This window comes from Pacificoceanicola niger, from assembly GCF_048553275.1.
GTDB lineage: Bacteria > Pseudomonadota > Alphaproteobacteria > Rhodobacterales > Rhodobacteraceae > Pacificoceanicola.
The window spans coordinates 59,563-85,949 of sequence record NZ_JBLZMW010000001.1 but is presented as its reverse complement, the minus strand read 5'-3'; the positions used below and the strand labels follow the sequence as shown (position 1 = coordinate 85,949).

31 protein-coding genes are annotated in these 26,387 nt (G+C 61.9%); 17 read left to right on the top strand and 14 right to left on the bottom strand.

Translation table 11 applies throughout. The features are described from left to right. The 3 genes from sseA to ACN2XU_RS00395 form a co-directional block, all read right to left on the bottom strand. The gene (gene sseA / locus ACN2XU_RS00405) at nt 1–852 is read right to left on the bottom strand and encodes a 3-mercaptopyruvate sulfurtransferase (RefSeq protein WP_419408815.1); all 852 of its coding nucleotides are present in this window, start codon (nt 850–852) and stop codon (nt 1–3) included. A 105-nt stretch (nt 853–957) separates the two neighbouring features. Beyond that, the gene (gene smpB / locus ACN2XU_RS00400; RefSeq protein WP_419408814.1) at nt 958–1,434 is read right to left on the bottom strand and encodes an SsrA-binding protein SmpB; all 477 of its coding nucleotides are present in this window, start codon (nt 1,432–1,434) and stop codon (nt 958–960) included. A 121-nt stretch (nt 1,435–1,555) separates the two neighbouring features. Next, nucleotides 1,556–2,011: a hypothetical protein gene (locus ACN2XU_RS00395; protein WP_419408402.1), complete on the bottom strand. Its 456-nt coding sequence runs from the start codon at nt 2,009–2,011 to the stop codon at nt 1,556–1,558. Nucleotides 2,012–2,182: 171 nt separating this feature from the next. Between ACN2XU_RS00395 and ACN2XU_RS00390 the strand changes: the two genes are divergently transcribed. Further along, nucleotides 2,183–2,476: a hypothetical protein gene (locus tag ACN2XU_RS00390; RefSeq protein ID WP_419408401.1), complete on the top strand. Its 294-nt coding sequence runs from the start codon at nt 2,183–2,185 to the stop codon at nt 2,474–2,476. After that, complete coding sequence (locus ACN2XU_RS00385; RefSeq protein WP_419408400.1) at nt 2,448–3,152, top strand: winged helix-turn-helix domain-containing protein; 705 nt, start codon at nt 2,448–2,450, stop codon at nt 3,150–3,152. The genes ACN2XU_RS00390 and ACN2XU_RS00385 overlap by 29 nt, the downstream gene beginning before the upstream one ends. A gap of 12 nt (nt 3,153–3,164) precedes the next feature. Here the strand turns inward: ACN2XU_RS00385 and ACN2XU_RS00380 are convergent, their stop codons facing one another. After that, nucleotides 3,165–4,160: a DUF3137 domain-containing protein gene (locus ACN2XU_RS00380; protein ID WP_419408399.1), complete on the bottom strand. Its 996-nt coding sequence runs from the start codon at nt 4,158–4,160 to the stop codon at nt 3,165–3,167. Between the two features lie 114 nt (nt 4,161–4,274). Between ACN2XU_RS00380 and ACN2XU_RS00375 the strand changes: the two genes are divergently transcribed. Next, nucleotides 4,275–4,982, top strand: coding sequence for an NYN domain-containing protein (locus ACN2XU_RS00375; protein ID WP_419408398.1), 708 nt, complete (start codon nt 4,275–4,277; stop codon nt 4,980–4,982). Between the two features lie 4 nt (nt 4,983–4,986). Here the strand turns inward: ACN2XU_RS00375 and ACN2XU_RS00370 are convergent, their stop codons facing one another. Then, complete coding sequence (locus tag ACN2XU_RS00370; protein ID WP_419408397.1) at nt 4,987–5,916, bottom strand: AEC family transporter; 930 nt, start codon at nt 5,914–5,916, stop codon at nt 4,987–4,989. Between the two features lie 55 nt (nt 5,917–5,971). Then, complete coding sequence (locus ACN2XU_RS00365) at nt 5,972–6,472, bottom strand: PAS domain-containing protein (RefSeq protein WP_419408396.1); 501 nt, start codon at nt 6,470–6,472, stop codon at nt 5,972–5,974. 343 nt (nt 6,473–6,815) lie between these two features. Here ACN2XU_RS00365 and accD point away from each other — a divergent pair, with 343 nt between their 5' ends. From accD to ACN2XU_RS00340, 5 genes are all read left to right on the top strand, one after another. Further along, on the top strand, nt 6,816–7,733 hold the full coding sequence (gene accD / locus ACN2XU_RS00360; protein ID WP_419408395.1) for an acetyl-CoA carboxylase, carboxyltransferase subunit beta: 918 nt from the start codon (nt 6,816–6,818) through the stop codon (nt 7,731–7,733). A gap of 131 nt (nt 7,734–7,864) precedes the next feature. Then, complete coding sequence (locus tag ACN2XU_RS00355; protein ID WP_419408394.1) at nt 7,865–9,142, top strand: bifunctional folylpolyglutamate synthase/dihydrofolate synthase; 1,278 nt, start codon at nt 7,865–7,867, stop codon at nt 9,140–9,142. A 134-nt stretch (nt 9,143–9,276) separates the two neighbouring features. After that, nucleotides 9,277–9,849 carry a rhodanese-like domain-containing protein gene (locus tag ACN2XU_RS00350; protein WP_419408393.1) on the top strand — a complete coding sequence of 191 codons (573 nt, stop codon included), beginning with the start codon at nt 9,277–9,279 and terminating at the stop codon, nt 9,847–9,849. Between the two features lie 15 nt (nt 9,850–9,864). Next, nucleotides 9,865–10,464 (top strand): LysM peptidoglycan-binding domain-containing protein, encoded by a 600-nt coding sequence (locus tag ACN2XU_RS00345; RefSeq protein WP_419408392.1) that lies wholly within the window; start codon nt 9,865–9,867, stop codon nt 10,462–10,464. Nucleotides 10,465–10,670: 206 nt separating this feature from the next. Further along, nucleotides 10,671–11,288, top strand: a complete 618-nt coding sequence (locus tag ACN2XU_RS00340; protein ID WP_419408391.1) for a LysM peptidoglycan-binding domain-containing protein — start codon at nt 10,671–10,673, stop codon at nt 11,286–11,288. A gap of 69 nt (nt 11,289–11,357) precedes the next feature. Here the strand turns inward: ACN2XU_RS00340 and zapE are convergent, their stop codons facing one another. Continuing rightward, nucleotides 11,358–12,422: a cell division protein ZapE gene (zapE, locus tag ACN2XU_RS00335; protein WP_419408390.1), complete on the bottom strand. Its 1,065-nt coding sequence runs from the start codon at nt 12,420–12,422 to the stop codon at nt 11,358–11,360. 139 nt (nt 12,423–12,561) lie between these two features. Here zapE and ACN2XU_RS00330 point away from each other — a divergent pair, with 139 nt between their 5' ends. Beyond that, entirely contained in the window at nt 12,562–13,812 is a 1,251-nt protein-coding gene (locus ACN2XU_RS00330) for an MFS transporter (RefSeq protein ID WP_419408389.1), read from the top strand. 7 nt (nt 13,813–13,819) lie between these two features. On the opposite strand, the gene ACN2XU_RS00325 is transcribed toward ACN2XU_RS00330, so the two are convergent. The 5 genes from ACN2XU_RS00325 to ACN2XU_RS00305 are packed head-to-tail and all read right to left on the bottom strand — an operon-like array spanning nt 13,820 to nt 16,608. Next, complete coding sequence (locus tag ACN2XU_RS00325) at nt 13,820–14,440, bottom strand: HAD family hydrolase (protein WP_419408388.1); 621 nt, start codon at nt 14,438–14,440, stop codon at nt 13,820–13,822. A gap of 2 nt (nt 14,441–14,442) precedes the next feature. Continuing rightward, a complete protein-coding gene (locus ACN2XU_RS00320; RefSeq protein WP_419408387.1) occupies nt 14,443–14,895 on the bottom strand; it encodes a YaiI/YqxD family protein in 453 nt (150 codons plus the stop codon). Continuing rightward, nucleotides 14,892–15,722 (bottom strand): S-formylglutathione hydrolase, encoded by an 831-nt coding sequence (fghA, locus tag ACN2XU_RS00315; RefSeq protein WP_419408386.1) that lies wholly within the window; start codon nt 15,720–15,722, stop codon nt 14,892–14,894. The genes ACN2XU_RS00320 and fghA overlap by 4 nt, the downstream gene beginning before the upstream one ends. A gap of 42 nt (nt 15,723–15,764) precedes the next feature. Continuing rightward, complete coding sequence (locus ACN2XU_RS00310) at nt 15,765–16,379, bottom strand: TetR/AcrR family transcriptional regulator (protein ID WP_419408385.1); 615 nt, start codon at nt 16,377–16,379, stop codon at nt 15,765–15,767. A gap of 31 nt (nt 16,380–16,410) precedes the next feature. Then, entirely contained in the window at nt 16,411–16,608 is a 198-nt protein-coding gene (locus tag ACN2XU_RS00305) for a hypothetical protein (RefSeq protein ID WP_419408384.1), read from the bottom strand. A gap of 148 nt (nt 16,609–16,756) precedes the next feature. On the opposite strand from ACN2XU_RS00305, the gene mbfA reads away from it, so the two are divergent. The 7 genes from mbfA (at nt 16,757) to aroE (ending at nt 22,484) form a co-directional block, all read left to right on the top strand. Further along, complete coding sequence (gene mbfA / locus ACN2XU_RS00300) at nt 16,757–17,731, top strand: iron exporter MbfA (RefSeq protein WP_419408383.1); 975 nt, start codon at nt 16,757–16,759, stop codon at nt 17,729–17,731. Nucleotides 17,732–17,788: 57 nt separating this feature from the next. Next, nucleotides 17,789–18,658: a phosphoserine phosphatase SerB gene (gene serB / locus ACN2XU_RS00295; protein ID WP_419408382.1), complete on the top strand. Its 870-nt coding sequence runs from the start codon at nt 17,789–17,791 to the stop codon at nt 18,656–18,658. Between the two features lie 82 nt (nt 18,659–18,740). Continuing rightward, entirely contained in the window at nt 18,741–19,349 is a 609-nt protein-coding gene (locus ACN2XU_RS00290; protein ID WP_419408381.1) for a heavy-metal-associated domain-containing protein, read from the top strand. Continuing rightward, nucleotides 19,286–20,416, top strand: coding sequence for an HAD-IC family P-type ATPase (locus ACN2XU_RS00285; RefSeq protein ID WP_419408380.1), 1,131 nt, complete (start codon nt 19,286–19,288; stop codon nt 20,414–20,416). The genes ACN2XU_RS00290 and ACN2XU_RS00285 overlap by 64 nt, the downstream gene beginning before the upstream one ends. A 79-nt stretch (nt 20,417–20,495) precedes the next feature. Beyond that, nucleotides 20,496–21,218: an HAD-IC family P-type ATPase gene (locus tag ACN2XU_RS00280; RefSeq protein ID WP_419408379.1), complete on the top strand. Its 723-nt coding sequence runs from the start codon at nt 20,496–20,498 to the stop codon at nt 21,216–21,218. Next, nucleotides 21,215–21,607: a Cu(I)-responsive transcriptional regulator gene (cueR, locus tag ACN2XU_RS00275; protein ID WP_419408378.1), complete on the top strand. Its 393-nt coding sequence runs from the start codon at nt 21,215–21,217 to the stop codon at nt 21,605–21,607. The genes ACN2XU_RS00280 and cueR overlap by 4 nt, the downstream gene beginning before the upstream one ends. A 61-nt stretch (nt 21,608–21,668) precedes the next feature. After that, complete coding sequence (gene aroE, locus ACN2XU_RS00270; protein WP_419408377.1) at nt 21,669–22,484, top strand: shikimate dehydrogenase; 816 nt, start codon at nt 21,669–21,671, stop codon at nt 22,482–22,484. A 30-nt stretch (nt 22,485–22,514) separates the two neighbouring features. Here aroE and ACN2XU_RS00265 read toward each other — a convergent pair whose 3' ends face one another. Further along, nucleotides 22,515–23,918 carry a TolC family outer membrane protein gene (locus ACN2XU_RS00265; protein ID WP_419408376.1) on the bottom strand — a complete coding sequence of 468 codons (1,404 nt, stop codon included), beginning with the start codon at nt 23,916–23,918 and terminating at the stop codon, nt 22,515–22,517. A gap of 207 nt (nt 23,919–24,125) precedes the next feature. After that, nucleotides 24,126–25,367: a urate hydroxylase PuuD gene (locus ACN2XU_RS00260; protein WP_419408375.1), complete on the bottom strand. Its 1,242-nt coding sequence runs from the start codon at nt 25,365–25,367 to the stop codon at nt 24,126–24,128. 104 nt (nt 25,368–25,471) lie between these two features. On the opposite strand from ACN2XU_RS00260, the gene ACN2XU_RS00255 reads away from it, so the two are divergent. Continuing rightward, the gene (locus tag ACN2XU_RS00255) at nt 25,472–26,377 is read left to right on the top strand and encodes a LysR family transcriptional regulator (RefSeq protein ID WP_419408374.1); all 906 of its coding nucleotides are present in this window, start codon (nt 25,472–25,474) and stop codon (nt 26,375–26,377) included. Nucleotides 26,378–26,387 lie beyond the last annotated feature (10 nt).

Genomic DNA, 26,387 nt, shown 5'->3' with positions numbered 1-26,387 from the left:
TCAGTCCTCTGTGGTGGCGACGGGCAGCGTGGGGAATTGACCCCATTCGGTCCAGGACCCGTCATATAGGGAATGGTCGGTCTTGCCGATTCGCTCGAGCGCAAGGCTGAGAATGGCTGCGGTCACGCCAGAGCCGCAGGAGGTGATCGCGGGCTTCGACAGGTCCACGCCGGCCGCCTCGAACACGGCTTTCAGCGCTTCGGGGTCTTTCATCGTGCCATTTTCGCTCAGCACCGCATCGAACGGTACGTTCCGGGCACCCGGAATATGGCCGGACCGCAGGCCTTCGCGCGGCTCGGGCGCTTCGCCCCGGAACCGGGCGGCGCTGCGGGCGTCGATTATCTCGTGATCCTTCAGCTTGGACGCGGCGGACACCTGCGTGACGTCCCGCACCAGATGCGCGCGGCGTTGCACGGTCATGTGGCGGTCGCGCACCATCGGCGGCAAGTCTTCGATCTCGCGGCCTTCCGACTGCCATTTCGGCAGCCCGCCGTCCAAGACCGCGATGTCATCCTTGCCCATCAGCTTGAAGGTCCACCACACGCGCGCGGCGGAGAAAATACCCATGCCATCATAGACCACGACCTGATGACCGTCTCCGACGCCCATGGCCCGCATGCGCGACATGAACTTCTCGACCGGCGGCGCCATATGCGGCAGCTCGGACCGGGCATCGCTGATCTCGTCGATATCGAAGAATCGCGCGCCCGGAATGTGGGCGGCCTCGTACTCAGCCTTCGGATCGCGGTTCATGGACGGCATGTACCAGCTTGCATCCAGAATGCGCAGGTCGGGATCTTTCAGGTGTCTGGCCAGCCATTCAGTTGAGACCAGCGTCTTGGGATCGTCCATCGCCATCGGTTTTGCTCATCGGTGAGAAGCGTTGCAAAGTCATACAGTCCTTAGTCGCGAGGCGCCGAAGTGGCAAGGGTCGCGGCCCCGGACGCGCCAGATGGCTCAGCCCTGCTTGAGCAGGCGCTGCTTCTGGCGGGACCAATCACGCTTGGCCTCGGTTTCGCGCTTGTCGTGGTTCTTCTTGCCCTTGGCGATGCCGATCTTCAGCTTCACGATGCCCTTGTGATTGAAGTACATCACGAGCGGCACAAGGGTCATGCCTTTGCGCTGGGTGTCGTTCCACATCCGCGCCAGCTCTTTCCTGGAGGCCAGAAGCTTGCGGCGGCGGCGTTCCTCGTGCTTGAACATGGCTCGCTCGTAGGGCGCGATATACGAGTTGACCAGCCACAGCTCTCCCTCTTCCACCGCCGCATAGCTTTCGGCGATGTTGGACGTGTTCTCGCGCAGGGATTTCACCTCGGAGCCCATCAGCACGATACCGCATTCGATATCATCCTCGATCGCATAATCGAAGCGGGCGCGCCGGTTCTCGGCGATTACCTTGTAATTGGGATCAGCTTTTTGCGGTTTATTGGCCATTGTGTTGAGATAGTGCCTCGCCTTGCCACTGTCCATAACCCGTGAAACGCGAAAGGGCCCGAAACGGGACCCTTTCTTCTGCTCGATCTGTTCGGCGATCGCCTGAGCGACCGGCCCTTGATTACCAACGGCGGGCAATCTCGTATCCATTGCGCTTCAGGCAATGGACTGCATAGCCCGTGCGCAGACCGTTGCGACCACGCCAGTTGATTTCGCAGCGTCCCGGAAGGCGGTTTACCCGCACATCGTTCCGCTTGAGGCAATGGCGCGGCATCACTTGACGCGTCTTGTGGCGCATCTCGACGCGGCGGACACAGCTCCCCGGCAACACGTGGCGGCGATCCTTTTTCTTCTTCCAATCCGAACCATGGCCCCTGCGGTCCTCATTGCCCCGCGTGTCGACGATGACGCCTTGCCGTGCAAGGTCCTCGATCATTCGGCCCGTCAGGTAAAGCACCGTCGCCCCGGCGATGACCCGAACGGCCCCATCCCTGTCGCCGGCATGGGCCGGGACGGCGGCAAGCGCCGTGATGGTTGCGGCCACAGTCAGGATTGCAGTTATAAATCTGGTCGACATGATGGTTCTCCTTGGTTGGAAAGGCAGGTGATGCCCGGGATCAGGCACCCATGGACCAAGCGTCGACTCGAACGTCGAAATCGGGCAATAACGCCGCCGCGCTATTGGATAACAGCGCCGCAAACCCAAGCAGTTATTGAATTTTGACATGGCGGGGCGCAGGGTGTGGACATGAAAAACATCGCCGCCCTTCTTTTGTCTGCCTGCCTTGTCACGGCCCTTCCGGTCGCCGCGCACGCCGAGTGCTACGTGGAATACAAGGCCAAGCAGGACAGCCCCCTGCGCCTGCACTATGGCATTCTCGCAATCCCGGGCGCCTGCCCTGCCGAAAACACCGCCCGACAGACCGCCTCCGCGCGGCTGGCCAGTGCGGGATGGGTCCTGCTGAATGTGCTGGGCCTGTCGACCACCCCCCCTACCGACGCCATGAGGTCCAATGCCGGTGACTACTATCTCCGTTACTGATACCCGCCGCTCCGGCACACGAATCGTCGCAGGCGGCATCGCTGCGATCATCGCGCTTCTGGTGACGGTTGCGACGGTGCTGATGCTCACACTGCCGGATGCCAATGCCTTCAACGCGCGTGTCGAACGCATTTTCGTCGAGAACGACACGCTGACAGGCCCGGCGGAAATCAAGCTGTTGGAAATCCTCGCACAGAGCGGCACCACCTTTGCCGATACGCTGACCGGCTATCGTATGGTCATCTTCGTGCTGCTGCTGTTCGCGGCCGCGATGCTGATCGCGGCGCTTGTCTTTCTCGTGATGCTCGTGGGGTTGAACCGCCGCATGGCCCAGATCGAAAGATCCGGGATCGAAGTGTCGAGCCTTGTGCTCTCGCGCGAGGAAAACACGGTTTACCTTAACTCGACCGGCTTCAAGCTCACGGAGGCCCTGATGGAAACGCTGGCGGTGCTCGCAGAGGCCCGCATGGACGACGACATCCTGACCGGCGTCCAGATCGAGGCAATGATCTCCGGCAAGCCAGAGACCGATTGCGACGAGAGCGCCGGGGCCATGCGGATCAAGCGCCTGCGCGACGGCCTCGGCAATCAACTGGTTTCGGCGCTGCTGGTCAAGAACGTGGCACGGCGCGGTTACGTGCTGTCGATCGACAAATCGGTGATCGAAGTCGCCTGACCGGGGTCCCCCTTACGCGGCAGGGGGATCGTCCAGCAGCCGGTCGATCACCCGCCGGATCAGCGCCATATCGTCAAAGATACGGTGCAGCGTATCCGTGACCTGATCGGTGGACACATCAATCCCGCCGATTTCCATGAACTTCTGATCACGGGCCAGCGCCAGCCAAAGTCCCTTGCCTTCGAAGGCGGCGCGAAAGCCCTCTGCTCCCTTGTCCGCCTCGCCGTCGCCGACATCAATCAGCGCATCGAGCAAGGGTTCTTTCATCAGTGTCATGGCCGCTGCCGGATCCTTGGCGTGCAAGTCGTAATGCGCTTCGAACTGCGGATAGCCCGTATCGACCACCGGCATCCCACGCCCGGTCTCCCCCGCCAGAAACCCCAGAACCGCACCGCCGACATTCCCCATCGCACGCGTGACCAGAATGTCCGTGGTCGCATGCATCGGCAGGCCGATCCGGACCAAAAGACCGTCGAACACCGCCTTGGTCGAGGTCCGGTCCTCGGCCTCCTTGATCTCCTGCGTCAGCCGCGCCTCGACCAACTCAAAGCTCAACCCGCGATACTGACCGGCAATTCGGTCCTCGAACGTGGCATTGTCGTGCAAATCCACCAGCCCGAGCGTGCTGAGCGCCTCCGTCTCGAACACCGCGCCCGGCCGCTTTTCGTATTGGGTTTCTCCCAGGAACTCACAGACCGGCGGCATGATCAGATCGGACAAGGCTCCGGTGTATTTTCCGGACTGCCCGCCCTTGGCCACCGCGCCGCCGATCAAAAAGACAACCAGAACGGCAAACCCGCCGAAAAGCCCCCCGGCCGACGCCCCGGTATAGGCAATGACCGCAATCGCCAGCACAACACCCAGACCAAGCGCGATGCGGAACTGCGTCTTGCCTTTTGCCTGAAGCTGCTGCCGCTGACCCTCCAGCGTACCGAGATGCGGCGCGATCCGTTGCTGAAAGACCGGGGCAAAACCCTGCTCGATCGGCTGCGTTTCCTTGAAATCCATGATTATGTCCCCAATAAAATGCTCGCTTACGCTATGGCAAACCGGACCGTGGACAAAGTCCGGTTTTCCCGAGCCCTCAGTCAGCGTATGTATCGCTCAACCAAAGGAGCTCAAATGGCCGAAAGCAAACTGCTCGCCGTCCTGATCGACGCCGACAACACCTCCCCGAAATACACCAAGGCGATCTTTGACGAGATTGCAGGTCTTGGCGAGGCCAGCGTGCGGCGCTGCTATGGGGATTTCTCCAGCCAGCAGATGTCCGGCTGGTCCAAGGTGCAGGCCGAATTCGGACTTGTCCCGCATCACCAGCCCGCGAACACCGTCGGCAAGAACGCGTCCGACATTGCCCTGGTGATCGACGCCATGGACCTGATGCACTCGGGGCGGTTCGACGGCTTTGTCCTTGTCAGTTCCGACAGCGATTTCACCCGTCTGGCCAGCCGCATTCGCGAACAGGGCCTCGATGTGTATGGCATGGGCATGCAGAAAACGCCGGATGCGTTCCGCAAGGCCTGCAAGCGGTTCATCTTTCTTGAGAACCTGGACGGCGCGCCGGAGCAGCAGTCGAAAGACAAAAAGCAAAGCGCAACCGGCGATCTGCACGCGGTGCGCGATCTGATCTTCAAGGCAATGGATGCGATCGAACAGGACGACGAATGGTATCGCCTCGGGGATGTCGGTCAGTTCATGACCAAATCCAATCCGGACTTCGATACGCGCAGCTATGGCAAGCGCAAGCTGTCCGATCTGGTCGCGGAGCTGAAGATTTTCGAGACCAAGCGCGGCGCCGGCAATCAGCTTCTGGTGCGCCGAATCGACTGACGGCTCAATTCACCGCAACGAGGCCGATCACGACGCTGACCGTCAGGATGCTGGCTGCCGTGGAAACCAGAATGGATGCAGAGACCCGCTGCGGCGCGACGCCATAATGCTGGGCAAGGATATAGACATTGCCCGCAACCGGCAGCGCCGCGGCCGACACGGCGACCGAGGCTTTGTACGCATCCACCGGGAAAAACAGATAGGCGCCCGCCGCGACAAATGCCGGATGCAAAATCAGCTTGGCGAAGGACAGCCAGGCCGCGACCTCGATCCGCTCGGCTGACTTTGACGCCAATGACATGCCAATGGCAAAGAGCGCGCCGGGCGTCGCCGCCGCACCCAATGTCGCAAGAAACGAATTGACCACTTCGGGCAAAGGCACCGCACTGGCTGAAAGGCTCAGGCCCAGAGCGATGGACACGATCATCGGGTTCTTGAGCAGCCCGAGAAAAACGGTTCTTACGACGCGCATTCCCCGATCATTGCCACGTGTGCCGGTCACAAGAATTGTAAGCAGGGTCGAAAAGACAATGAGATCAATCGACAATATCAGAATAATTGGGCCAACGGCCTCCTGACCAAGCAAGACCGCGAGCATGGGAACCCCGAGAAATCCGGTATTGCCGATAGCCGCGCATTGCGCCTCGATTGCGGAGGTCGCGGTGTCCAGATGCCGGAAAAACGCCACTCCGAGCGCAATCCCATAGGTAAAGGCCGTGCCCCACAAATACGCCGCCGCGAGATGCGGATCGAAAATCTCGGAAAAGGTCAGGTTGGCCGAAAACCTGAGCAGCATGGCCGACAGAGCGAAGTAGAATACGAAACGGGTGATGTGACCGGCGGCTTCCTCAGCGAAAAAGCGCGTCTTTGCAGCACCATACCCCAGCCCGATCAGGCCGAAAAAGGGTAAGGTTTTGAGGAAGATCTCGAACATGAAATCAGATTGCACGGAGCAGCGTTGACGTCAACGCACAGAAGTCTGGACACGATCAAAGCGAATCCGGCAGTGGCTCGGATGTCAGGACCACATCGGTCAGCACGTATTGCGGGACGTCTGGACGTCCTGTCCCGCAGACCGGCATCAAGATCTCGCGGGTGCTTTGATAATCCTTGCTGGGACCAAGATAGGGCAGCGCCGCAAGCAGCGGCGCACGTTGCGATGCCATCCGCGAATACAAAGCCCAGATCTCCGACCCCGGCCCCTTGCCCGGAAGTGTCGATAACAGGGCCCCTGCGAATGACTCGCGCGAAACTCTGCGCAGCGTGGCCCCGACAAAAATGACCTCGAAATCCTCGACGGCGTCATCCGGGCTGCGGATAATCTCCGAAAGGACAATGGAGTGCGTTTCTTCCGACAACATTCTGATATCGATGTCCGACAACGCAGGCAGGCTGTCAGGACCCGAAAGGCTGAGCCACTGAAAATAAAGGCTGCGCAGTGGCGGCGGTATGTCCGACAGTTGAAATTCTGAGGTGTACAGCAGTTCCATCGTCAATCATGTCCGCCAAAAAGCATTATTCGCCACCAGATCCGATTACCGGAAGGTCAACTGTAAATTGGTTAATTTTCCATTTACCACTCAAACAATAGTTACCGGCACTCCGCAGAATCCGTGATTTTCACAATAGCCTGTCCGGTCTCGCTCCTATAACAGACCGCTCCGCAGTTCAGGTACGACGATAGTCGCAGTATGCCCCCCCGGAGCGGCGACCCTTTTGATGACGCCGGACACTGCGGGCCTCCTTCCGTCCGCGCGGTGAGGTGCGGCATTATTGCATTCCTCGTCCAGCAGGCTTAAGTCACGCCCCAACAAACCCGGGAACAGGCTGCACATGAACTGGATTACCAACTACGTTCGCCCGCGCATCAACTCGATCTTCTCGCGGCGAGAAATCCCCGAGAACCTCTGGTCCAAGTGCGACGGATGCGGGACGATGCTGTTCCATCGGGAAATCAGTGACAATCTGAACGTCTGCACCAATTGCAACCACCATATGCATATCACGCCGCGTGACCGCTTTCTGTCGCTCTTCGATGGCGGTGTGTTCAACGAGGTGGCCGTTCCGGAGCCCCTGGCCGACCCGCTGCAGTTCCGCGATCAGAAGCGCTATCCGGAGCGGATGAAGACGGCCCAGAAAACCACCGGCGAAAAAGAGGCGATGCTAGTCGCTACCGGCGAGATCGGGCGCACTCCAATCGTGGCTGCCGCGCAGGACTTCAGCTTCATGGCCGGCTCCATGGGCATGTATGTCGGCAACGCCATCGTCGCGGCCGCCGAAGAGGCGGTTAAACTGGGCCGTCCGCTGATCCTGTTCTCCGCCGCCGGGGGCGCACGGATGCAGGAGGGCATTCTCAGCCTGATGCAGATGCCCCGCACCACAGTCGCGATACAGATGCTCAAGGAAGCCGACCTGCCCTACATCGTTGTGCTGACACATCCGACAACGGGCGGCGTGACGGCCTCTTACGCGATGCTCGGCGACGTACAGATCGCAGAACCGAACGCATTGATCTGCTTTGCAGGTCCGCGTGTGATCGAACAGACAATCCGGGAAAAGCTGCCTGAAGGCTTTCAGCGAGCGGAATACCTGCTGGAACACGGGATGCTGGATCGCGTGACCGACCGCCGCGAAATGCGCAAGGAGCTGATCGTGATCTGTCGGATGCTGATGCAAATGCCGCCACCGACCTGGGGCGACCTGCCTGCGCCGGGACCGGAAGAGGCCAAGATGCCTCAGACGAAAGCCTGACATTTGCACCGCCCGGCTGCCGATCCATTGATGTGCCGCGCCGGTGCGGCGGATCTGTTCCGCGAAGGCAACCAGAACACGATCCCCGGCGTCGCAGACCATGTGGCCAATCCAATGTGCAGGTTCTGATCATGAGCGACAACACACCCTCCGACGTCATTCTCGACCGGATGATGGCCCTGCACCCCAAGGTGATTGATCTTGTTCTGGATCGGGTCTGGCGGCTGCTTGAGGCTCTGGGCCATCCCGAGCAAAAATTGCCGCCTGTCGTCCACCTTGCCGGGACCAATGGCAAAGGGTCCACACAGGCGATGATCCGCGCGGGCCTCGAAGCGGCCGGACACCGTGTGCACGCCTACACCTCGCCACATCTGGCCCGGTTTCATGAACGCATCCGCCTCGCGGGAGAGCTGATCACCGAAGAGCATCTGACTGCGGTTCTTGACGAGTGTTACGCGGCCAACGGTGGCGAGACGATCACCTATTTCGAGATCACCACCTGCGCGGCTCTGCTGGCCATGGCCCGGACGCCCGCAGATTATACCCTTCTCGAAACCGGCCTCGGCGGCCGTCTTGATGCGACAAACGTCGTGGAGAAGCCCGCTCTGACCATCCTGACCCCGATCAGCATGGACCATGAACAGTTCCTGGGCGACACGCTGGCCAAGATCGCAGGCGAGAAAGCCGGGATCATCAAACGCGGCGTGCCCTGCGTCGTCGGGCCCCAGCCGGAAGAGGTGATGGCGGTGATCGAAGCCCGCGCTGTGGCTCTTGGCGCGCCGCTTCTGGCCTATGGTCAAAACTGGCACGTTGGCGAAGAGCATGGGCGCATGGTCTATCAGGATGAAACCGGCCTTCTGGACCTTCCACTGCCGAACCTGCCCGGCGCCCATCAGATTCAGAACGCCGGGGCCGCTCTGGCCGCGCTGAGGCATCTGAACGCGGGCGACGCCGCCTTCGAGGCCGCCGTCACCGAAGCCTATTGGCCCGCGCGGATGCAACGCCTCAAGGAGGGTCCGTTGGTCGAGATTGCCCCCAAGGCCGAGCTCTGGCTCGACGGCGGGCACAATCCGGCAGCGGGCGAGGCTCTGGCCGCGCATCTGGCGCGACTGCCGCGCCGCCCCACGCATTTGATTTGCGGCATGCTCAACACCAAGGACGCGGGTGGTTTCCTGCGTCCGCTGGCAGACCATGCCACCAGTCTGACCGCCGTTTCGATCCCCGGCGAGGCCAACACCCTGCCCGCGACCGAGACCGCGCGCATGGCGCAAAAGAGCGGACATCGTGAGTCCGAAGCCGAAAGCCTCGCGGACGCACTGCGCTCCATCACGGCAGAGGCACCAGAAGCGCGCATCCTCATCTGCGGCTCGCTTTATCTTGCCGGACACGTCCTGCGCAGGAACGCCTGAGTCCCAAGGGCCACGAGCGGCACAAAACCCCTTGTGGGCACCCTCAGCATATTGACTGATTCGCCCCGACCGCCCTATATTTTGGTGAATAATGAATAATTGAGATCCCAAAAGGGACACCAGAGGACGAGTAGATGATCAAAGGTCTTTGCCTCAGTGCGAGCGCCGCCATTCTCATGGCAGCGCCTCTCTGTGCGCAAAACACCCGCATCTCGGAGGATCGTGACGCCTTCAGCGTCAGCTTGAACGGCGTGTCTGTCCGTATCGAACGCAGCGGCCCGGCCTGTCCGCCCGCCTGCCTTCAGCCGATGCAGGCGGCCCCCGGCGTGACCACCATCGGCGAGCTGGAAATCCTCGATTTCCTCGACCTGTTCGTTGCGGCCGGTCAGGGCCTGCTGATTGATGCCCGCCTGCCTGCCGCCTACGGCTCGGAAACGATACCGGGGGCGGTGAACGTGCCTGCTGCGACGCTGCAGCCCGGCAACCAGTACCGCGATGACCTTCTGAACGCTCTGGGCGTGCGCAACGGCGATTTTTCCGCGGCCTACGATCTCGTTATTTTTGATGGCGGTGCCGATGCGCCCGCCGCAGCGGAGGCGGTGCGCGATCTCCTTGGGGCCGGATACCCGGCGACCAAGCTTAAATATTACCGTGGCGGATTGTCCGCCTGGACCGGGGCGGGGCTCAGCATCGCCCAAGGTCAGTAGCGGAAGGGTGAGTTGATGATCAGGATGGTTCTTTTCGCAGTTGGCTTTGTCGCGATCACCATCGCGCTGGTGGTGTTTCAGCCAGGCTCGAACCGCGCCGCGCGTCTTCCCGATGTTCCGCAGCCGGTCACGCGCGCCGAACCCACGCTCGATGCTGCGCCCTCTCCGGCGGACCCCATGGCCCGGGCCGTGGCAAACGGCCTTGGTCAGGCCACGGCGGCACCGGCCCGTCCGAACCCGCCCCAGCCGCGCATTGCCCCCGCATCAACAACCGCAGCCGATCTTGACGATCAATCGCTGCGCCGCATGACGTGGGAGACGCTCTCGAACCTCAATCAGGCCACTGGCCATGAGAAGGCACCGGGCCAACCGGGCAGCCTGTTGCACACGATTGTACAGCGCTCGCTCAACGAAACCCCCACCGCCCCGGCGCAGGCCGAAGCTGCCGGCGAGGGTCTTTATGTTGTTCAGCCCGGAGACAGCCTCGTCTCTATCGCCGAACGGATCTATGGCGACGTCAATATGACCGGGCCTTTGTTCGCTGCAAATCAGACAAAGCTGACCCGCCCGGATGATCTGCGCCCCGGTCAGACATTGGTCTTGCCCGCAAATTGATCACTAATTGTTGTGTATCACTACCTTAGCGAAACCGAGGTGTTGACAGCATTACTAGATGTTGACGGCTTCAATGTGATTCGCCTATAACCCTGAGTAGAGTACGCCGCACTGCCACTGACGGCGCTCCAAGGGGGACAGGTCATGACGGTTGTATGCGCGATTGAGCGTAATGGAATATCTGTATCCAGAACGGGTTTCCGCGCATGATCAAACAGGCATTTCTTGGCACTGGCTTTATCGCCGTCACTCTGGGCTTTCTTTGGTTCGGGCTTGCACCGCAGCCACAACAGACCCCCGATTTCAATGAAGTCAGTCGATCTGACCCCAGCCTGCTTGGCCTGACACCGGCCATTCCGCAATCGGCGCCGGTTCAGCCTGTGCCGAAACCGCAGGGCCAGCCAGAGCGTGTCGCCGCCCCTGCTCCCGAACCGAAATCCGTTCCTGCTCCCGTGGCCGTTGCAGACCCGACGCCTGCCCCAACGCCAAAGCCAGTGGCACGCGGCGATGCAATGGAACAGCTGCGCGCCATGAGCTACGGCATCATGCAGGAAATGAAAGCGGCAAAGCCTGCCAGCCCCGCGCCCGCCCCACTCCGGGAGCAGGCAAGTCTTGACCCGGCACCTGCGCCGGCCGCTCCCGCCGTAGCGGAGCCACAAGGCCAGAAATACACAGTCAAACCCGGTGACAGCCTGCCGGGCATCGCCTTTCGCTTTTACGGAACCACCGTCGCCTATTTCCAGATCATCGACGCCAACCCCGATCAGTTGACCGAGCCGGCGGATCTGAAGGCTGGCATGGTTCTCACCATACCCGGAACATAACAATCAGGCAGCAAGACCAGTGCAAACGAGCAGTATCGGGGGTCCTTCGGGACCCCCTTTTTTCATTGCTCAGTCAGTTTTGCCCCAGTTTTCGTCCTGCATTTCGCGCAAACGGCTGGCCGTGCGTTCAAACTCGAAACTCCCGGCCCCTTCCACATAGAGCATTTCCGGCTCTGCTGCCGCGCTCGCAATGAGCCGAACCCGGGCCTCGTAGAGCGCGTCAATCAGGGTCACGAAGCGCTTGGCTTCGTTGAAATTCTGACGAGACAGGCGCGGGATGTCCTCAAGGACCAGAACACGCACCGCGTCCGCAAGAGCAAGATAATCCCCCGGCCCAAGCATCTGGCCGCAGAGCTGATAGAACGATGCGCGCGCCATACCGTTGCTGTAGCGCTCCAGCACCAGATCGCGGCCCTTGACGTGCAGCGTATGAGGGCCGTCCCTGCCGTGGCTCAACTCATCCCAGATGATATCGATGGCCTGGCGCGATTCTGCGCCCGCAGGAGCGAAATACACTGTCTCGCCTGAAAGCCGATCCTGCCGGTGGTCGCGCTCGGAGGCCAGTTCCTGCACGACCATCCGCTCCTTCAACAAGGCGATGAAAGGCAAAAAGAGCTGTCGGTTCAGCCCGTCCTTGTAGAGGTCATCCGGCACGCGGTTTGACGTTGTGACGATCACCGTGCCCGCAGCCATGACCTGCTCGAACAGCCGCCCGACGATCATGGCATCGGCAATATCCGTGATCTGCATTTCGTCAAAGGCGAGCACGCGCACCGCGTCGCTGACATCCCGCGCCACCGGCTTGATCGGATCTTCGACGCCTTGCTTGCGGAGTTTGTGAATCTCGCTCTGCACCTCTTGCATGAAGGCATGGAAATGCACCCGCCGGGCCGGAACGGTCAGCGTATCGACGAAAAGGTCCATCAACATGGACTTGCCCCGACCCACGCCGCCCCAGATATACAGGCCCTTCGGCGGCTCCGGCGCCTTGCGGAACAACCCTTTTTTCTTTGGCGGTGCGGCCACTTCGGCGCGGATCCGCTCCAACTCCGGCAAAACCGACAGCTGCGCCTCGTCGCGCTTGATCGCGCCGGCCGCGACACGGGCCTCGTATGTCTCTTGAACCGTTTTCATGGGCGACGATGTAGACCGTCCCGTGGCAAATGTGTAGCTGCTCCGCACGCCATCACGACAAACGATGGTCCGGATCAAACACGCTGAATTGACCTTGTTGCCGTTTCGGGCCATCCAGACGCGTCGAGAGGTCTCTGCCATGCACACGCGCACCCCCCTGTTCACGCCCGTTTTGATCACGGGCTGCATGATTATCCTGCTGTCCTTCGCCATAAGGGCCAGCTTTGGCGTCTTTCAGATCCCGATTGCGGAGGAATACGGCTGGCTGCGCAGCGAGTTCAGCTTTGCCATCGCCGTTCAGAATCTTGCCTGGGGCATCGGTCAGCCGATTTTCGGTGCTCTTGCGGAGAAGATCGGGGATCGCAAGGCGATCATCCTCGGGGCCGTGCTCTATGCCATCGGCCTGGTGTGGTCAGGCTACGCCATGAGCCCCTCGGCCATGCAAGCCGCTGAAATTCTCGTTGGATTCGGCATCGCAGGCACCGGCTTCGGGGTGATCCTTGCCGTGGTAGGCCGGGCGGCCAGCGCCGAAAACCGCTCCATGTCGCTGGCCATCACCACAGCGGCCGGCAGCGCCGGACAGGTGCTCGGTGCGCCGTTTGCCGAATATTTGCTGGGCGTGATGCCTTGGCAATCGGTGTTCCTCGTCTTTGCCGCGATCATCCTTGGCTCGATCTTCCTTCTGCCCTTCATGCGCGCCCCGGTTGCCCCGGAAAAAGCCGCCGCGGTGGTCGAGCAAACGATGGGAGCTGCGCTGCGAAAGGCGGTGCGAGATCCGTCCTTCGGCCTGCTTTTCATTGGTTTCTTCAGCTGTGGCTATCAGCTTGCCTTCATCACCGCGCATTTCCCGGCCTTCGTGACCGAACTGTGCAGCCCCATTGCCGCGGGCGGTGTTCTGCACAACATTGGCGTCACAACCACCTCTGCGCTCGGCGCCGTGTCGATCTCGCTCATTGGCCTTTTCAACATCATGGGCACGCTCGGCGCGGGCTGGCTTGGCAACCGGTTTTCCAAGAAATACCTGCTCGCGGGGATTTACACGGGCCGGACCATCGCGGCGGCGCTGTTCATTCTGATGCCCATCACACCGATGTCGGTGCTGGTGTTTTCCGCTGTCATGGGAGCGCTCTGGCTGGCCACTGTGCCGCTGACCAGCGGGTTGATCGCGCATCTCTATGGCCTGCGTTACATGGGCACGCTTTATGGTCTGGTCTTCTTCAGCCACCAACTTGGCGGGTTTATGGGTGTCTGGCTGGGCGGGCGCTTTTATGACATGTACGGCGATTACACACTTGTTTGGTGGATTGGCGTCGGTGTCGGGGCGCTGAGTGCTCTTGTGCACTTGCCGATCCGGGAGAACAGGCCAATCCGCGCGGTTCCCGCCGAATGACGCACGCCTAAATCGCCTCCGCCTCTGTCAGCAGACCATGCGCCACGAGACACCCGGCCCATCCGTCCGGCCCGGTGAAGACGTGGCCGGTCCAGCCCCGTGCGCGCGCCGCCTCGATATTGTCGCGGCGATCATCGGCAAAGAGCAAACCATCCGGCGCAACACCACTTTGCTCTTCGAGCATCTCGTAGATGCGTGGATCGGGCTTGATGACGCCCATGTGGCCCGAAACGAACGCCCGGTCGAATTCATTCAGGAACTCATATTTCGGCGTCGCAATGGCCCATGTGCCGATGCCGAAATTGGTCAGTGCGAAAACTGGCACGCCCTTCGCACGCAGTGCCCGAAGCAACCGCACCGAATGCGGAATGGCGGGGGTCGCGAGATCGAGCCAATGGTCGTGCCAGTGCCGGATTTCCTCGCTCCACTGTGGATACTTGTCAGCCCAGCGATACACCGTCGCGCGAAAATCATGGCCCGTGTCGATCAGATCGTTCATGCCGTGCAAGTCGACCTCGGCAAACATGGCGCGGCGACGCTCTTCTCCGAACATCCGGTCATAGTAACGCTCGGGCTGCCACTCGATCAGCACATTGCCGATATCGAAAACCACCGCCTTGATCGTCATGCCTATGCTTCCTTTGCCTTGCGCAGGGTCCGCTCCAGCGCGTCCAGAAACCGGCTCCTGTCAGCCTTGGAAAAGCTCTTGCCGCCGCCCTGACGGAATGGATCGGCGGAACGCAGATCCGCCATCAGATCCCGCATGGCCAGCTGCTGGCCAATGTTGCGCGTGTCGAGCACCGAGCCGTCATGGCGCAACACGAGCGCGCCCGCCTCCACGCATTTTGCTGCGAGCGGCATGTCGGCGGTTACGACAACGTCGCCCACCGTTGCCCGCTCGGCAATCCACATGTCTGCCACGTCCGGGCCATCCGGCACGATGACCACCTCGACAAACGGGTTCTGGGACGGGCGCAGGCCGCCATTGGCGACCAGCTTCATGGCGATCTTGTGCCGGGTCGCCACCCGCTCCGCCTCCTGTTTCACCGGGCAGGCATCTGCGTCAATGTAGAGCGTCGTCACGCGTAAAGCGCCTCTGCGTGGAAGGCGACGTGCTCTTCCATCAGCGACGACATGAAGAAATAGGAGTGATCATAGCCCTTGTGCATCCGGAACGCGCCGTCCTGTCGCCGTGCCGCCATCGCCTGCGCCAGCGCCTCGGGCTTCAGAAGATCAAGGAACTGATCATTCGTGCCCTGATCAATCAGGACCGGCCCGTCGAAACCGCGCTCCTGCATCAACAGGCTGGCGTCGTGCTTGGCCCATGTCGCCTCATCCGCGCCAAGGTAGGCAGCGAACTGCTTGCGGCCCCAGTCACTCTTTGTCGGATTGGCAATCGGAGCAAAGGCCGAAACCGACCGGAACCGACCTTTGAGGCCCATGGCAAGCGTCAGCGCACCGTGCCCGCCCATGGAGTGGCCGGTGATCGCCTGTCGATCCATATCAACGGCAAATTCAGCGCCGATCAGCGCGGGCAGTTCTTCGGCGATGTAATCCCACATGCGGAAGTGCGGCGCCCATGGAGCCTGCGTGGCGTTGACGTAAAACCCGGCACCCTGCCCCAGATCGTAGGCGTCATCGTCGGCGATTGCCTCGCCACGCGGCGAGGTATCCGGGAAGATCAGCGCGATTCCGGCCTCATCGGCCCAGCCCTGCGCCGCAGCCTTGGTCATGGCGTTCTCATGCGTACAGGTCAAACCAGACAGATACCAAAGCACCGGCACGGACCCGAGCGTGGCCGCTTCAGGCAGGTACAGCCCGAAGGTCATGTCACAGCCGCAGACCTCGGATGCATGGGAATAAACCCCCTGCATGCCGCCAAAACTTTTGTTTTCCGATTTGATATCCATGTGCGTCCTCCTTGGGCAGGCGACCCGCCCAAGCGAAGGACGTCAGGTGCCGTACCGAGCCATAAAGGTGTCGATAGCACCCTCAACAATACGGTCAACCTCGGCCTGATCGAATTCACTCTGTACGCCGAACATCAGCTTGGGCCAAAGGTCCGCCTTGCACAGCTCTGCAAACTGGTCGGCTGCCAGGTCCATGTCCTCGATCCTCAACTCGCCGCGCGCAGCGGCCAGTTCAAGATAGCTTCTCAGCGCCCGCCGCATGGTCATCGGGCCGCTTTGGTAGAATTGTCTGCCAAGCTGGGGAAAGCGGTCCGCCTCCGCCACGCAGATCCGGAAAATCCGCTGCCCCATGTCGGAACAGATAAAAGCGATGAAACGATGCGCCACCTCGCGCAGGACCGCAGGCGGTGGTAGCGACATGTCCATCGTACAGAGCGCCTGGTCCGCCTGCCGACAACACTGGACCGAGGCGACTTCCATGAACAGCAGACGCTTGTCCGGGAAATAGCTGTAGAGAGTCGCCTTGGAGACTCCGGCGGCCCGCGCGATATCGTCGACACTGGCACCTTCAAAGCCGTCGCGGAGAAAAATCTCCTGCGCGCCGCCAAGCACCTGGTCATACTTTCGGCCTTTGCGAACCGCCGTATCAGTTGTCATGCACACATCCCATTCGGCTACTATAAACCAATCAGTTCAGTAGCGGCAAGCTGGCCTGTACACTGCAAACGGGCGCCCCGTCGACCGTGGCCACACAGCCCTGGGTCGAGATGTCCGGTTTGGTTGGCGGGAATGTCAGATCCGGCAGGGTCATGGTCGGCACGCCGGCAATAGCTGCGGACGCGGATGCGCCAAGTGTCAGGACAAGAGCGTAAGCGAGGGTTTTCATTGGTTCACTCCAAAACTAAACTGTTTCGTTCACATATCTAAACCCTATAGTTCAAATTGCAAGTCCGTTTTGAACTAATCGGTTCACTTTTCCATCTTGCGCCCGGGGGTGAGTCTGATATTTTAGAATGGTTCTAAATGAGGCTGACATGCGTTTTCTCACATCCCGCCGCCAGTTCCGCGATCTCTCCGAACAGGAGGTGCTGGCTCTGGCCATCTCATCCGAAGAGGACGACGCGCGCATCTACCGCAGCTATGCCGAGCGGCTGCGGGTCGATTTCCCCGACACCGCCAGGATTTTCGACGGTATGGCCGCCGAGGAAGACACCCACCGCAAGGCGCTGATCTCCATGCACCGCAAACGGTTCGGCGAGGTGATTCCGTTGATCCGGCGCGAACATGTCGCGGGGTATTATGCGCGCAGCCCTGTCTGGCTGGTCGAAAATCTGTCCCTCGAACGCATCCGCGAGGAAGCGGCCAACATGGAGAGCAGCGCCGAGCAGTTTTATCTCGAAGCCGCCAAGCGCAGCACCGACGCCGAAACCCGCAAACTGCTGGGCGATCTGGCCGCCGCCGAAGCCGGTCACCAACACTCCGCCGAACGGTTGGAACGCGCGCATCTCGACGACGACGCTTTGGAACGCGAAAGCCAGACCGCGCATAGGCAGTTCATCCTGACCTGGGTGCAGCCCGGCCTCGCGGGGCTGATGGATGGGTCGGTCTCGACACTTGCCCCCATCTTTGCCGTCGCTTTTGCCACGCAGAATACATGGACGACCTTCCTTGTTGGGCTTGCGGCCTCGGTCGGGGCGGGCATTTCCATGGGTTTCACCGAAGCCGCCTCTGACGATGGCCAGCTTTCGGGGCGGGGATCGCCGATCAAACGCGGCATCGCGGCGGGGGTGATGACGACGCTCGGCGGCCTCGGGCATGCGCTGCCCTATCTGATACCGCACTTCTGGACCGCAACGATCATCGCCTTTGTCGTTGTCTTCGTCGAGCTTTGGGCCATCGCCTGGATTCAGAACAAATGGATGGAGACGCCCTTCCTGCGGGCCGCGTTTCAAGTGGTTCTGGGCGGAGCGCTCGTGTTTGCCGCAGGGGCGCTGATCGGCTCGGGCTAGACGCCCCGGACGCCGCATGGCAAAAGCCCGGCGCAGCCGCTTCCCGAGGATTTGCCCATGTATATTGTCTCCCTGATCGCCAAACCCGGCCGGCTCGACGCCGCCCTGGTCGAGAATTTGCGCAATGCCTTTGGCGGCGGCGATGCCGTCTGGCTTTCGCCGGATGAAGCGGCCGAATTCCCGGTGGCAGCGGCGCCGTCCAACCTCGACGAGATCCGCGCGTCCATCGCTGATCAGGCAGACCTGAACATCCTTCCCGCTGACAACCGCAGGAAAAAGATGGTTCTGGCGGATATGGACAGCACGATGATCGAACAGGAGTGCATCGACGATCTGGCCGATGAGGCGGGGGTTGGCGACCGTGTGAAGCAGATCACCGCCCGCGCCATGAACGGCGAGCTGGATTTCGAAGGCGCGCTGACAGAGCGCGTTGCCCTGCTCAAGGGGTTGCCGGAAGGGGTGATCGACAAAGTGGTGGCAGAGCGCATCACCCTGATGCCCGGCGGTCCCGAGCTGATCGCGACGATGAAGGCGCACGGCGGCCATGCGGCGCTCGTCTCTGGCGGGTTCACCGCGTTCACGTCCCGGGTCTCTGCCATGCTTGGCTTTGACGAAAACCGGGCCAACACACTGCTCATCGAAAATGGGGCGCTCACCGGCGAGGTCGGTCGCCCGATCCTCGGTCGCGAGGCCAAAGTGACTGCCTTGGAGGAAATCACCGCGCGCCTCGGTCTCTCGGAGCAAGATGTGATTGCCGTCGGGGATGGCGCAAATGATCTCGGTATGTTGGGCCGGGCGGGCCTTGGCGTTGCGCTGCACGCCAAACCCACCGTACAGGCTCAGAGCGATTGCCGCGTGAACCACGGTGATCTGACTGCACTGCTCTACCTTCAGGGCTACGCGAAGGCAGAGTTTGCAAGACCTTGACAAAACCGGAAGGTTTGCTCTTGACCCTCCAGTGACTGGAACCCCCACCTAGGGTTCTAAGCCAGTCATTCGGGAGGCCGCTATGGCCGCATCATCGCTGAATTTCGAAGTCACGGGACTGAATTGTGCGGGCTGCGCGGGCCGTGCAACCAAAGCGCTTGCCGCCGTGCCGCATGTGTCGGACGCTTCCGTCAATTTCGCCAGCCGGATGGCCCACGTCGAAGGCACCGCCTCCACGGAAGCGCTTGAACAGGCGCTGAAATCCGCAGGCTACCCCGCTGCGACAGGGACGCTGCGCCTGGCGATCGAAGGCATGAGCTGCGCCTCTTGCGCGGGCCGCGTGGAACGGGCGCTGACCGATGAGCCGGGCGTATTGAGCGCCCGGGTCAATCTCGCCTCGGAAACAGCTGAGATCACCGCGCTTGCCGGTTCCGTCGACGCCCGGCACCTCGCTAAACTGGTCACCGGGGTCGGCTACCCGGCGCGCGTCGCCTCCGACACCACGCAAGACGAAGCCGGCGCACGCCGTGATGCAGAAAGCGCCGCGCTCAAGCGGGATTTGATCCTTGCCGCCATCCTGACACTGCCCGTCTTCGTCGGGGTCATGGGCGCGCACCTGCTCCCCGCATGCATCACGCGATCAACGACGCCATGGGCCAGACCGCTTGGTGGGCCGTGCAGTTCGTTTTGACATCGCTGACGCTGGCCTGGCCCAGCCAGCGGTTCTTCCGCGTTGGCCTGTCTTTGTTGGTCAAGGGCACGCCGGACATGAACAGCCTGGTCGCGCTTGGTACGCTTGCCGCATGGAGCTATTCCACCGTGGCCTTGTTTGCGCCCACGCTGTTGCCCGAAGCTGCCCGCGCAGTTTATTTCGAAGCGGCAGGCGTCATCGTAACGCTGATTTTGCTTGGTCGCTGGCTCGAAGCCCGCGCCAAGGGCCGCACCGGAGCGGCGATCAAACGTCTCATCGGCCTGCGCCCCGAAACGGCCCGGGTGGAACGCGGCGGCGCGGTCACTGACCTTTCCGTCGAGGAGATCGAGGTTGGAGACATCCTGCACCTGCGTCCCGGCGAACGCATCGTGGTGGATGGAGAGGTCCAGACCGGACGCTCCTTCGTCGATGAAAGCATGATCACCGGAGAGCCGGTTCCGGTGGAAAAACTGCCCGGCGCCGCACTTGTCGGCGGCACCGTGAACGGACAAGGGGCCCTTACCTTTCGCGCGACCGCCGTCGGCAGCGACACGATGCTCGCGCGGATCGTCGCCATGGTGCAGGACGCCCAAGGGGCGCGTCTGCCCGTTCAGGCGCTCGCCGATCAGCTGGTGCGCTGGTTCGTGCCTGCGGTCATCGCGCTCTCGCTGCTGACCATTCTTGCCCGGATGGCGTTCGGACCGGGGCTGACCTTCGCCCTCGTTACCGGTGTCTCGGTCCTGATCATTGCGTGCCCCTGCGCCATGGGCCTTGCCACGCCGACCTCGATCATGGTCGGGACGGGGCGCGCCGCCGAATTTGGTGTGCTCTTTCGGAAAGGCGATGCGCTGCAACGGCTGGACGAGGTGACGGTCATCGTCTTCGACAAGACCGGAACGCTGACCGAAGGCCGCCCGGAGCTTGTCACCAAAAACGCCGCCGCCGGATTCGACGCCGATACCGTCCTGCGCCTGACCGCCGGTGCGAAAACCGGTTCGGAGCATCCCATCGCCCGGGCGCTGGAACGGGCCGCCGGCGGCGACCTGCCGAAACCTGCCGAAACCTGATGAAACTGAGGCCATCCCCGGCTATGGCCTCTCTGCACGGATCGACGGGAAGACCCTGTTGATTGGCGCGCCGCGCCTGATGCAAAGGAACAAGATCGACATCGCGCCGCTGGCCGATGCGTTGGCTCAAATGGAGAGCAAGGGGCAGACACCGGTGCTCACCGCTATTGACGAACAAATTGCCGGCGCCTTCGCGGTTGCAGACCGGATCAAACCCGGCGCAGCGGAAGCCATGGATGCGCTCCGCGCGCGAGGTCTTCATATCGCGCTGATTACCGGCGATACCGCCGCAACAGCACACGCCATCGTCCACGCGCTGCGCATCGACCATGTCGAAGCCGAGGTCCTGCCCGAGGGGAAGCGCGACGCGGTCCGCGCCCAGCGGAGTAAATTCGGCCCTGTGGCCTTCTGCGGTGACGGGATCAACGATGCCCCGGCACTGGCCGACGCGGACGTCGGGCTTGCCATCGGCACCGGGACCGACGTTGCGATCGAAAGCGCGGATGTAGTGCTGTCCTCCGGCGCCCTCCACGGCGCGGTGAATGCGGTCGAGATCAGCCAGTCTGTGATGCGCAACATCCGGCAGAACCTGTTTTGGGCCTTCGGCTACAATGTGCTGCTCATCCCCGTTGCGGCGGGCGCCTTCTACCCCTTCACCGGCTGGCTCCTTTCACCGATGCTGGCGGCGGGGGCGATGTCACTCAGTTCTGTCTTCGTGGTCTCGAACGCCTTGCGCCTGCGCCGCATTGGCCAGCCCAAGAGCGAGACACCCGCCACAACGCCGAAGGAGGCAGCCGCATGAACATCGGAGACGTATCCGCCCGCGCGGGCTTGCCGGCCAAGACCATCCGCTATTACGAGGACATCGGCCTGATCCGTCCGAAGCGCACCGAAAACGGCTATCGCGTCTTCAGCGAGACCGACCTGCACAAGCTGGCCTTTCTGGCGCGCGCGCGCGAGCTTGGCTTTTCCATCGAAGACTGCCGCGCCCTTCTGGCGATGTACGAGGACAACAGCCGAGCCAACGCCGATGTGAAGACGCTGGCCGAGGCGCACCTGAAACAAATCGACGAAAAGCTGGCACAGCTGCAATCCATGCGCGACACGCTCAGCCACCTTGTGCACGCCTGCCACGGCGACGACCGGCCCGATTGTCCAATCCTGCGGGATCTGGCGACCGGAACGACCTGACGCTCCCGGCATTGACGCCCCGCGTCGGAACGCGCAAACAGCGCAGCCAGGAGGCCCCGTCATGTCAGATCGCTACGCCGTGTTCGGCAACCCCGTTGTCCAGTCGAAATCCCCGATGATCCACGCCCGGTTCGCCGCCGAATGCGGACAGGATTTGACCTACGAAAAAATCGAAGCCCCGGTCGACGGCTTTGCCGATGCCCTCCATGCGTTCATCGAAACCGGCGGCAAGGGCTGCAACGTGACCGCGCCGTTCAAACTCGATGCTTTCGCGCTTGCCACGGATATGACAGAGGATGCGCGGCTCGCAGGCTCGACAAATACGCTGCGTTTCTCGGACGGCTTGATCGAAGCGCACAACACCGATGGCATCGGTCTCCTCCGCGATATCGAAAACAATCTCGGCATGCCTCTGCGTGGCAAACGGGTCCTGATGCTCGGGGCCGGAGGGGCCGTTCGCGGTGCTCTGCTGCCGTTTCTGCAGGCCGGTCCGGCGGAGTTTTCCCTGCTGAACCGCAGCGCCGACAAGGCGGCTGCATTGCGGGACATGATGGCGGCCCACGGCGCCATCACCCTTTGTGATCCGGAGAAAAGCCACGGCTTTGACATCGTGTTGAATGGCACATCATCCAGTCTCAGCGGCGCCTGCCCGCCCCTGCCCGAGGGCCTCTTCGAGGGCTGCGCGCTGGCGTATGATCTGACCTATGGAAAAGGGTTGACCCCGTTCCTCAAGAACGCCGAAGCGGCCGGAGTGGGCCGCCTCTCGGACGGGGTCGGCATGCTTGTCGAACAGGCTGCGGAGGCCTTTGCATGGTGGCGCGGGGTCAAGCCCGGGACACGCGATCTGATCACGCAGATGACCGTTCCATTGGCATAAGGCCAGAGCCCCCGAAGGCTCCGACTGGCCTCATCGCTGCAAGCGCTCCAGAACGCGGTCCAGCTGCTTGCCCTGACGGCTGCTCGGCACCGGCGCGCTCTTGACGAGGTTGTAATACTCGGTCGGGTCGTAACGCACGATATCGAGCTGGAGCTGGTCGGCCGTCAGCATGCCCAGCGCTGCAAGCACCTGATAGGCGGCAATCTGGCGGTTGATCGTTGCGGTGATCAGCGTCGCGCGGGCATCCAGCAGATCCTGCTCCGCTTCGAGCACGTCAAAGGTCGTGCGGGCACCGAGCGAGGCTTCCTCTCGCACGCCATTGAACGCCACCTGTGCGGCACGAACCTGCCGCTCGCTCGCCTCGATGCTGGCAATAGCCACAGCAAGCGTTGCATAGGCGTTCGTGACGTCCTGCGTGATGGCATTCCGCGTGGAGTGGAGGTTTCCGCGCGCCTGATCGCGCTGTGCCATGGCCTTGCGCACCTCCGCGCTCAGCCGTCCGCCCTGATAGATTGGCCCCTTGGCGCCCAGAGTGATCGAGCGTCCGGCAGTCACCGACCCATCGCCCCAGTCGTCGGCGGAAAGGCGCCCTGTCAGGCTGACGGTGGGCTTCATCGCCGCTTCGGCGCGCTTGATCCCAAGCTCGAAAGCCAGAATCTGATGCTGAACCTGGCGCAGCGACGGATGCAGCCTGAGAGCGACCTGTTGCCCTTCTGCCTGTGACGGCAGACGCGGCAGAGAGCCGGGCGCGGTAAGGCGGCCCGGCTTGTGGCCGACAACGGCGGTGTATTCCGCCCGGGCAATCTCAAGATCGCCCTGCGCCCCCGCCAAAGCGCTGCGGGCGGAGGCCAGGCTCGCTTCCGCAAGGGCAACATCGGTGCGGGTGACCTCGCCCACCTCGAACCGGTCACGCGCCGCACGCAGTTCAGTCGTGATCACACGGACGTTGTTCTGGCGCAGATTTACGATGGCTTCGGTCTGCCGCACGTTCAGAAACGCGGAGGCGGCGCGAAACAGCACCTCCTGTTCGATGGCAATCAACCCTTCACGCGTCGCCAGCACGGTTTCCTTGGCGACTTCGACACCCAGCATGCTCTGGCCGAAATCGAGCAAGGTATACGATGCAGTCAGCGCCAGCGAATTGCTCGTTGCGCCACTGCGATTGACACCGGTGCGGCTATAGCTGCGCTGCACATCTGCGGTCCAACCGAGCGTCGGGCGCAGGGCAGACATGGCAATCGCCACATCTTCATCGGCAGCGCGCAGCACGGCGCGATTCTGTTCCAGCAACCCACTGTGATTATAGGCGGAGGTCATCGCAGCAGCGAGCGTCTCGGCGACTGCCGCGCCAGACAGCATCGTCGTCAGAGCGGCAGCGGCGGCGACATGTCGAATGCCCCGGCCAAAGGTTTTACGTCCAAAAATCCCGTGCATCCGAGCGTCTCCATGCCGCATGTCGTTCCAGCTTGGTAGCGCCGCCATCCGTTCAAGTCAAAACAGCGGGCACACCGCCGAGACTAAACCAATCGGTTCAGTCCGCAACAGGCCCTATCTTTCCTGTCTGGATCATTGCGTCAAGCGTTGGCGGGTCTTTTCGGCACGGCTCTCACGTCTCGGTGATAAATTCGGCACGGCACGGGCTTAGCTTTCCCCGCCGGATGTGACCTCCCGATACCACCGGGTGATCTGTTGGCGGGCCTCTGTGTCCATCTCGATGGCATTCGGCGGCGGCATGGCATGGCTCAGACCGGCCTGCAGGTAAATCAGCCTCGCATGTCGCGCCACATCGCTTTGTGTTTCCAGCACCACGTTTTTCGGAGCCCAGTGCAGCCCCTCCCACGACGGCTCCCGCGCGTGGCACATGGAGCAATTGCCAACGACAGCATAATAAGCGTCCTCGAATCCTTCTGCGGAGGCGAATCTCTGCTCGTATGGTGTCAGGGGACGCGCCTGCGCCTCGTCGTAGGTGTCCCCGCCCCCTGCCGTCGACAGCCACGCGATGATCACCATCAACAATACCGTCACAGCCCAGGTCCAATGCGGCCCGGAGCCGGTCTTGTGCATGGTGTTGAAGTAATGCCGGATCGTGACGCCGGTCAGAAAGATCAGCGAGGCGATGATCCAAGCATACTCCGTGGCGAAAGCCAGCGGGTAATGGTTCGACAGCATCAGGAAGACAACGGGCAGCGTCAGATAGTTGTTGTGCGTCGAGCGCAGCTTGGCAATCTTCCCGTACTTCGCATCAGGCTTGCGCCCTTCCTTGAGATCTTTCACGACGGTGCGCTGGTTTGGCATGATCTGGAAGAACACGTTCCCGGTCATGATCGACGCGGTAAACGCCCCGAGGTGCAAAAGGGCCGCGCGCCCGGTGAAGACCTGATTGTAGCCCCAACTCATCACCACAAGAATCGCAAAGAGGACCAGCATCAGCGCAGTCGGATTCTCCCCCAGTTTCGATTTGCAGAGCCAGTCATATGCCAACCAACCGATGGTCAACGATCCGGCGGAGATCAGGATCCCCTGCCACAGGTTCAGCTCGGCGCGCGTCGGATCGAGCAGGAACAGCTCTCCCCCGACCCAGTAGACAATCATCAACAGCGCCGCCCCAGAGAGCCACGTCGAATAGCTCTGCCATTTGTGCCAGGTCAAATGCTCCGGCAGACGGTCCGGCGCCACCATGTATTTCGTGGTGTGATAAAAACCTCCGCCATGAACCTCCCATTCCTCGCCGGAGGCGCCTTCGGGCAGGTCCGGCGCGTCCCGCAACATCAGATCAAGCGCGATAAAGTAGAAGGACGCACCGATCCACGCCATCGCGGTAATCACGTGCAGCCAGCGCACAGAAAAGGCGATCCAATCCCAGATGACAGCAAGATCGTACATGGCGGCGGGTCTCCGGAAGTGTGACGTGCACGGCCACAGTAGCCGCGCGCGGTTTGTTCTGCTATTTACATCAACGGCCAAGCAGCTTCAAAAAATCCCGAACAATGTCTTATCTCGACAACATACGCACCTTTGTCCGTGTCTACGAATTGGGCAGCATGTCCGCGGCCGGGCGTGATTTGCGCATTTCTTCAGCAGTCACCTCCTCGCGCATCTCGCAATTGGAGGAACATCTCGGTGTGCGCCTGTTCCAGCGCACCACGCGCAGCCTGACGCCGACAGAGCAGGGGCAATCCTTCTATCGCGGGGCGACAGACATCCTTGAGGCCGTCGAAAGCGCAGAGGCGCAGATTGTCGATCTGACGGAAAACCTGCGCGGCTCGCTCTATGTCGCGGCCCCGCTTGGCGTCGGACGGCGGCTGATTGCACCGCAGGTGCCGGGCTTTCTGGAGGCCTATCCCGAGATAAAAGTGCGCCTGCGCCTGACCGATCGCAAGGTGGATCTGACCACCGAAGGGCTGGACCTCGCCTTTTTCCTGGGCCAGCCCGAAGACAGCAATCTGCGCATCCGAAAGATCGCCGACGTGCCGCGCGTGCTGTGTGCCGCGCCGGAATACGTGGCGCGGCGCGGCATGCCCGCAGATGGCGACGCGCTGGTGGCGGACGGACACGAATGCCTCAGCCTGCGGTTTCCGGGGGCGACGGAATTCCAATGGCTGCTGACCACCGCAGAGGGGCCAAAGCGGTTCCGGGTCACCGGGCGCTACGAATGCGACGATGGCGACGTGTTGACCGACTGGGCACTGTCCGGTCAAGGCGTGGCGCTCAAACCGATCTTCGAAATCGCCGAGCATCTGGAAAGCCGCGCCTTGATCCCGGTGGCCACGGCCACCCCGCCGGAACCGATCCAGATGGCCTGCCTGTTTACGCACCGCCGCATGCAGGACCCGAAAACCCGGCTCTTCATGGAGTTCATGATCGAGCGCATCGCCGGGCAGGTGCGCGGATAGCGCGCCGGGA

Coding starts and splice junctions, on each gene's coding strand:
- cueR (WP_419408378.1), top strand. CDS start 21,215: ATGAACATCGGAGACGTATCCGCCCGCGCGGGCTTGCCGGCCAAGACC.
- ACN2XU_RS00375 (WP_419408398.1), top strand. CDS start 4,275: ATGGCCGAAAGCAAACTGCTCGCCGTCCTGATCGACGCCGACAACACC.
- mbfA (WP_419408383.1), top strand. CDS start 16,757: ATGCGTTTTCTCACATCCCGCCGCCAGTTCCGCGATCTCTCCGAACAG.
- ACN2XU_RS00390 (WP_419408401.1), top strand. CDS start 2,183: ATGAAAAACATCGCCGCCCTTCTTTTGTCTGCCTGCCTTGTCACGGCC.
- ACN2XU_RS00255 (WP_419408374.1), top strand. CDS start 25,472: ATGTCTTATCTCGACAACATACGCACCTTTGTCCGTGTCTACGAATTG.
- ACN2XU_RS00305 (WP_419408384.1), bottom strand. CDS start 16,608: ATGAAAACCCTCGCTTACGCTCTTGTCCTGACACTTGGCGCATCCGCG.
- ACN2XU_RS00345 (WP_419408392.1), top strand. CDS start 9,865: ATGATCAGGATGGTTCTTTTCGCAGTTGGCTTTGTCGCGATCACCATC.
- ACN2XU_RS00265 (WP_419408376.1), bottom strand. CDS start 23,918: ATGCACGGGATTTTTGGACGTAAAACCTTTGGCCGGGGCATTCGACAT.
- smpB (WP_419408814.1), bottom strand. CDS start 1,434: ATGGCCAATAAACCGCAAAAAGCTGATCCCAATTACAAGGTAATCGCC.
- ACN2XU_RS00370 (WP_419408397.1), bottom strand. CDS start 5,916: ATGTTCGAGATCTTCCTCAAAACCTTACCCTTTTTCGGCCTGATCGGG.
- ACN2XU_RS00280 (WP_419408379.1), top strand. CDS start 20,496: ATGCAAAGGAACAAGATCGACATCGCGCCGCTGGCCGATGCGTTGGCT.
- serB (WP_419408382.1), top strand. CDS start 17,789: ATGTATATTGTCTCCCTGATCGCCAAACCCGGCCGGCTCGACGCCGCC.
- fghA (WP_419408386.1), bottom strand. CDS start 15,722: ATGGATATCAAATCGGAAAACAAAAGTTTTGGCGGCATGCAGGGGGTT.
- aroE (WP_419408377.1), top strand. CDS start 21,669: ATGTCAGATCGCTACGCCGTGTTCGGCAACCCCGTTGTCCAGTCGAAA.
- ACN2XU_RS00260 (WP_419408375.1), bottom strand. CDS start 25,367: ATGTACGATCTTGCTGTCATCTGGGATTGGATCGCCTTTTCTGTGCGC.
- ACN2XU_RS00285 (WP_419408380.1), top strand. CDS start 19,286: ATGCATCACGCGATCAACGACGCCATGGGCCAGACCGCTTGGTGGGCC.
- ACN2XU_RS00290 (WP_419408381.1), top strand. CDS start 18,741: ATGGCCGCATCATCGCTGAATTTCGAAGTCACGGGACTGAATTGTGCG.
- accD (WP_419408395.1), top strand. CDS start 6,816: ATGAACTGGATTACCAACTACGTTCGCCCGCGCATCAACTCGATCTTC.
- ACN2XU_RS00340 (WP_419408391.1), top strand. CDS start 10,671: ATGATCAAACAGGCATTTCTTGGCACTGGCTTTATCGCCGTCACTCTG.
- ACN2XU_RS00350 (WP_419408393.1), top strand. CDS start 9,277: ATGATCAAAGGTCTTTGCCTCAGTGCGAGCGCCGCCATTCTCATGGCA.
- sseA (WP_419408815.1), bottom strand. CDS start 852: ATGGACGATCCCAAGACGCTGGTCTCAACTGAATGGCTGGCCAGACAC.
- ACN2XU_RS00325 (WP_419408388.1), bottom strand. CDS start 14,440: ATGACGATCAAGGCGGTGGTTTTCGATATCGGCAATGTGCTGATCGAG.
- zapE (WP_419408390.1), bottom strand. CDS start 12,422: ATGAAAACGGTTCAAGAGACATACGAGGCCCGTGTCGCGGCCGGCGCG.
- ACN2XU_RS00395 (WP_419408402.1), bottom strand. CDS start 2,011: ATGTCGACCAGATTTATAACTGCAATCCTGACTGTGGCCGCAACCATC.
- ACN2XU_RS00330 (WP_419408389.1), top strand. CDS start 12,562: ATGCACACGCGCACCCCCCTGTTCACGCCCGTTTTGATCACGGGCTGC.
- ACN2XU_RS00355 (WP_419408394.1), top strand. CDS start 7,865: ATGAGCGACAACACACCCTCCGACGTCATTCTCGACCGGATGATGGCC.
- ACN2XU_RS00310 (WP_419408385.1), bottom strand. CDS start 16,379: ATGACAACTGATACGGCGGTTCGCAAAGGCCGAAAGTATGACCAGGTG.
- ACN2XU_RS00380 (WP_419408399.1), bottom strand. CDS start 4,160: ATGGATTTCAAGGAAACGCAGCCGATCGAGCAGGGTTTTGCCCCGGTC.
- ACN2XU_RS00365 (WP_419408396.1), bottom strand. CDS start 6,472: ATGGAACTGCTGTACACCTCAGAATTTCAACTGTCGGACATACCGCCG.
- ACN2XU_RS00385 (WP_419408400.1), top strand. CDS start 2,448: ATGCCGGTGACTACTATCTCCGTTACTGATACCCGCCGCTCCGGCACA.